Source organism: Chryseobacterium polytrichastri, assembly GCF_900142445.1.
Lineage (GTDB): Bacteria > Bacteroidota > Bacteroidia > Flavobacteriales > Weeksellaceae > Chryseobacterium > Chryseobacterium polytrichastri.
Genome location: NZ_FRAV01000079.1, coordinates 1 through 4,492, shown reverse-complemented (window position 1 = coordinate 4,492; position 4,492 = coordinate 1). Strand labels below are relative to the sequence as shown.

The window sequence follows — 4,492 nt, the reverse complement described above, 5'->3', positions numbered from 1 at the left end:
CATATTGAGAACTCTGGTTTTCAGTTTTTCATCAGCCAATTCCTTCTCTAATCTTTTGATTTTTTCGGCGGGTGTTTCTTTCGATTGTGACATAGCATGAATAATGGGTTTACTCCAATCTAAAATACCATAAATGTTTCTGTGCCTGTTTGTACGTAAATTCGCCCTTTTCTATGCGACTGACGATACCTAATTTAAAGACATCGTAGAATCTCGTTTTGTACGCTTTTCTCTATTCCTATCTCGTTTTTCCATAATAAGTCTATTTTATGTAAACTTATTTTATTTTGATCATAGTTATACTGTAACTAAAGCCCTTTACATTTTTTATGTATTTGTAGACCCAAAAGTTTTATCGTATATTAAAAAAACTGGCTGATAAGAGATTAAATCTATATACCAGATCTCCCTTCTACACATCATCTATTTTCTAAATATTTATAATTAAAATGGCACGTTTGTTGCAATTTATTTAAAACAAAACACATATTTCATTATGATTAAAAACACCTTCTTAGTAGGAATTTTTGCATTAATCCTTCTTTCGTCTTGCCGTCAAGTCAGAAAAGACACACATACAACCTCCAATGCTGAAAAAATTTATAATTATATTAAGGTTGATAATAAAACTGACTCTACAGTGGTACAGTTAACCATAAAAGGAAAGAAAGTAAAAGGCAATATGCTGTGGTTACCATTTGAAAAAGATAGTAAAGTGGGAATTTTAAATGGCACTAAAAATAAAAATGGAGATTTAAACTTAATATTTGATCATTATCAAGAGGGACAAAGGAGTTCAGATTCTTTAATTGTCCAACTTACTGAAAAGAGTATTATTATTAAAGATGTTTGGATGACGGATTACAAAACAGGTTTGAAAACAGAAAACGTGCCCTATTTTAGAGGTACATTAATAAAAACTAATCAAAATACAATATCTAATTTTTGGATAAAACATTTAACAAAATTAGATTTTTCAAACCATTAACAGCATAGTTATTCTATTACCAATTGGGAAGTAAAATCCTCTAAATATTAAAAAATAAGGTAGTTATTTCAGAATTTGCATATACATAAGTAAACAAAAAAAGACTCCATTTCTGGAGGGCACTGAAAAAGTCCTAAAAATTTCTGCTTTTTTTATGTATTTTGAATCAGCATAAAAGATATATTAAATGTTAGCTTTACAACCAAAAATTCAATTCAGTGCGTACTTGGAATTATATAAATCATACCCAAAGACAATCTTCTTCGTAAGATTAATGAGCTGATAGACTTTAGTTTCATCTACGATGAACTGCTGGACAAGTATTGTTCTAATAATGGACGTATAACAGAATGTTTTATAAAAATGTTCAAATATCTGTTATTGAAAACAATTTATACCATTTCAGATGTTGATGTGATTGAACGTTCTCTGTATGACATGTCCTTCAAGTATTTTCTTGAGATATCTCCCGGAGCAAGCTGTTATTGATCCCAGTTCCTTGACCAAATTCCGAAAGCTTCGCTTAAAAGATACCGATTTATTGAACCTTTTGATAAACAAAACCATGGCTATCGCTATTGAAAAAGGTATATTTTTAAACAGCTTCTAAATTCCATTTCTATTAAAATAATTTTTATAACTAGAATATTCTGCAATGTATTTTTCTGACATAAGTGGAGATGTAATAATAAAATCGGCAGTTGATGTATCGCATGCAATGAGTATATTCCAAACTACACCTAGGCGAAGTAAAGCTTTCACATCATTATCATGAGGTTGAATTTCCATAGGATCCCAGAAAAAAATCATAATGTCTATTTTTCCTTGAGAAATCATGGCCCCTAGTTGTTGATCTCCTCCTAAAGGTCCACTCATTACTTTTTTAACTTTCATATTAATATTTTTCTCAATTAGTTTTCCAGTTGTTTCCGTTGCAATCAAACGATGCTGTGAAAGTTGGGTTTTGTGCAGATTAGCCCAATTAATTAACTCTTTCTTTTTATTATCATGGGCAACAAGGGCAATAGACTTTGCGATACCAAGAATTTTGTGTGTTTTCATATTTTTTATTTTTTTATTAAAATTAAATAAAAAAACACACCCTTTTTAATAAAACACTATATGTTGAATAAATAATTCGATTTTTAGTTTTAAAGCCTGTTTAAATTGGTATTGCTAATCAAATATAGATAATGTTTTATTGCGGTGATGCATCAACAAAAGTATCGAAAATTTAAACATTTCTATTTTTTTAGAATAGCATTTCAGGGCAACCGCATCAAAATGTCAAAATATCTTTCATATACTTTGGATCTAGAGCAGCTTTATATTGTCTTTTTTTAAGACTTAGTTTGTCGTTCATGCCTGATATTAGCTGTAACGCAATTTTTCTCATTATGGATAGGTTTTCAGAGGCATTTCCTTTGCGTGCTCTACACATATCTTCTTTGAAGGTAACATCTAAATGCCAATGTAGTTTGTTTTCGATACTCCAATGTCCTCTCGCCAATGCATTATAATAGGAAGCATTGCTTATTTCTTCATTTCTGATATAATATCGGGTCTCTCTTGTTTTGCCTCCCTTACTCTCTCTAGTTGATTCTATTTTAACAAGCGTGGAAAGATCTTTCCATATCGAAAGGTTTTCCTGTAATAAGAAACCTTTTGCAGGCAAGATACTGCATTTACGGGTTTCGAAACGTCCGTGACCATAATCCCAATCCTCAATGCAATGAGACCCGTGATGAACTTTAAAAGAACTTTCGATATCTTCAAATAATTCCTGTTGGTTACCTTTAACAGAAAGGATATAATGGCCTTTTTATCTCGGATATGTTCAACAATTTTGGTCTGAGTACCTATGGCATCAATGCTCACAACAGCATCTTCAATATCCAAATAGTCAATATTTTAGGGATAGCAGTAATTTCATTAGATTTATCTTCTACTTTTTGCTGACCAATACAAATATTGTTTTCACTTACCCAAGCATTGAGGATGTACAATCCGCTATTTCCTTTGCTTGTTGGAGAAACTCCTTTGAGCTTTTTACCGTCTAATACAATCTGCTTTTCTGCAAGGCAGGACAAAATATCTTTTCCATAAGTGACTAAACATTCTTGTAGCGAAGATACATTCAGCTTCTTAAAAACCCGTTCAAAGGTATCACTCGAAGGAGCACCATGGGGAAGTGTCAAGAATCCTCTAAGCTGACTCCCGCGTTCTTTACCAAACATATGCATATCCTGATAATCAGAGCCGCCAGTCACATAAGTGCAAATAGCAATTAATAAAAATATCGGATAATAAATTGGAGCAACGCCCAATAATCCGAGGGTCTTCTACACTGGAGAAATAATCAATCATCGATAGCATATTCAAAGATAATGCTAATTAGGAAAAATAATTTGATGCGGTTGCCCTAATAGCATTTAGACTTTCTTCTCACTCTTGCTAAAAAGTGTCTGAATAAGCTATCCTTCTACCGTAAATGTTTCTGATTTTGTTTGAAGATATTTCTTCTTGGGAATGATACTTTCGTAGCCTTTCCAGTGATCACTTGCTATCTTCTTCATTTCGTGTTGTTTTATTGTTTCCCAAAATTCTTTTGCTGTTTCATTACTTCTGTCGCCAATAACGAAATTGATGAATCTTTTTCCATATCTATCAACAGCAATCCATATCCAACAGTAGTTTTTTTATTCCCTATATAGCTATGCATTTCGTCTAACTCTACCATTTTTATTTTCTGAGAGTCACACTGTAAGGATTGTACTTCCTCGCCAAAACAACGGATCCAGTTCAATATAGTCACATTGCTAACTTCTAAAATTCTACCAATTGACCGAAAGCCCAAACCTTCAAGATAGAGTTGAATAGCTTTTTTTCTTATTGGTTTTGGATATTCATTTGATCTTTTATATACAGTAAAATTAAATCCGCAATTTTTACATTTGTATCTTTGTAAATCTCGGACAATGCCATTTTTTACTTTTTCAGACTTATCACATTTTGGACAATTCATTGTTTTTTTTATGTGAAAATAACAAATCTATCATAATTTAGCAATGCCAAAAATAAAACATTCAATAAGTGAAATTGCCAAACATTACATAAAAATATTTCTATATTTATAGAGTTATTTGAGAAGACTATAGCCACCCTAAATATTTTTAAAAATGAAAAATAAATTAATCTTTTCCTCTTTAGAATTTAAGATTAATTCAATGGGAAGTCTATATGCTGATATAGTAAAACAACGAATGAAATATTGAGAGAAAGATGGATATTTCGCCTTTTCTGACCTCTTCATTCTCCGCCCTTAAAACACAGTAAACTCCCAATAAATTATAAAACAACCAATTACAATACATCTGTTAATTAATTTTAATAACTTAATTAACAGATGTATTAAATATTTTTTACTCAAAAACTTAAATATTATAAAAAAACAATTATTTTCTTAGTGGCTACATCATTAAGCTGTTCTGCTTTCGCTCAAGT

6 protein-coding genes and 2 pseudogenes are annotated in these 4,492 nt (G+C 31.1%); 2 read left to right on the top strand and 6 right to left on the bottom strand.

What is annotated here, in order from left to right:
* A pseudogene (locus BUB80_RS23955) lies at positions 1 to 255 on the bottom strand (IS3 family transposase); the annotation flags it as partial.
* A 241-nt stretch (positions 256 to 496) separates the two neighbouring features.
* On the opposite strand from BUB80_RS23955, the gene BUB80_RS22950 reads away from it, so the two are divergent.
* Together BUB80_RS22950 and BUB80_RS22945 are read left to right on the top strand one after the other, a co-directional pair.
* Positions 497 to 988, top strand: coding sequence for a hypothetical protein (locus tag BUB80_RS22950; RefSeq protein WP_073298039.1), 492 nt, complete (start codon positions 497 to 499; stop codon positions 986 to 988).
* Positions 989 to 1,175: 187 nt separating this feature from the next.
* A pseudogene (locus tag BUB80_RS22945) lies at positions 1,176 to 1,580 on the top strand (transposase); the annotation flags it as partial.
* A gap of 14 nt (positions 1,581 to 1,594) precedes the next feature.
* Here BUB80_RS22945 and BUB80_RS22940 read toward each other — a convergent pair.
* The 5 genes from BUB80_RS22940 to BUB80_RS22930 form a co-directional block, all read right to left on the bottom strand.
* Positions 1,595 to 2,050, bottom strand: a complete 456-nt coding sequence (locus BUB80_RS22940; protein WP_073298037.1) for a methylglyoxal synthase — start codon at positions 2,048 to 2,050, stop codon at positions 1,595 to 1,597.
* A 217-nt stretch (positions 2,051 to 2,267) separates the two neighbouring features.
* Positions 2,268 to 2,756, bottom strand: a complete 489-nt coding sequence (locus tag BUB80_RS24025) for an ISAs1 family transposase (protein WP_262484454.1) — start codon at positions 2,754 to 2,756, stop codon at positions 2,268 to 2,270.
* 106 nt (positions 2,757 to 2,862) lie between these two features.
* A complete protein-coding gene (locus BUB80_RS24020) occupies positions 2,863 to 3,315 on the bottom strand; it encodes an ISAs1 family transposase (protein ID WP_262484452.1) in 453 nt (150 codons plus the stop codon).
* Positions 3,316 to 3,462: 147 nt separating this feature from the next.
* On the bottom strand, positions 3,463 to 3,624 hold the full coding sequence (locus tag BUB80_RS23300) for a hypothetical protein (protein ID WP_262484453.1): 162 nt from the start codon (positions 3,622 to 3,624) through the stop codon (positions 3,463 to 3,465).
* Positions 3,576 to 4,013: an IS1 family transposase gene (locus tag BUB80_RS22930; RefSeq protein WP_083547384.1), complete on the bottom strand. Its 438-nt coding sequence runs from the start codon at positions 4,011 to 4,013 to the stop codon at positions 3,576 to 3,578. Before BUB80_RS22930 ends, BUB80_RS23300 begins: the two co-directional genes overlap by 49 nt.
* Between the last annotated feature and the right edge of the window lie 479 nt (positions 4,014 to 4,492).

What these genes read in the sequence shown, in the direction of transcription:
- BUB80_RS22950 (WP_073298039.1), top strand. Translation starts at nt 497, where the DNA reads ATGATTAAAAACACCTTCTTAGTAGGAATTTTTGCATTAATCCTTCTT.
- BUB80_RS22940 (WP_073298037.1), bottom strand. Translation starts at nt 2,050, where the DNA reads ATGAAAACACACAAAATTCTTGGTATCGCAAAGTCTATTGCCCTTGTT.
- BUB80_RS22930 (WP_083547384.1), bottom strand. Translation starts at nt 4,013, where the DNA reads ATGAATTGTCCAAAATGTGATAAGTCTGAAAAAGTAAAAAATGGCATT.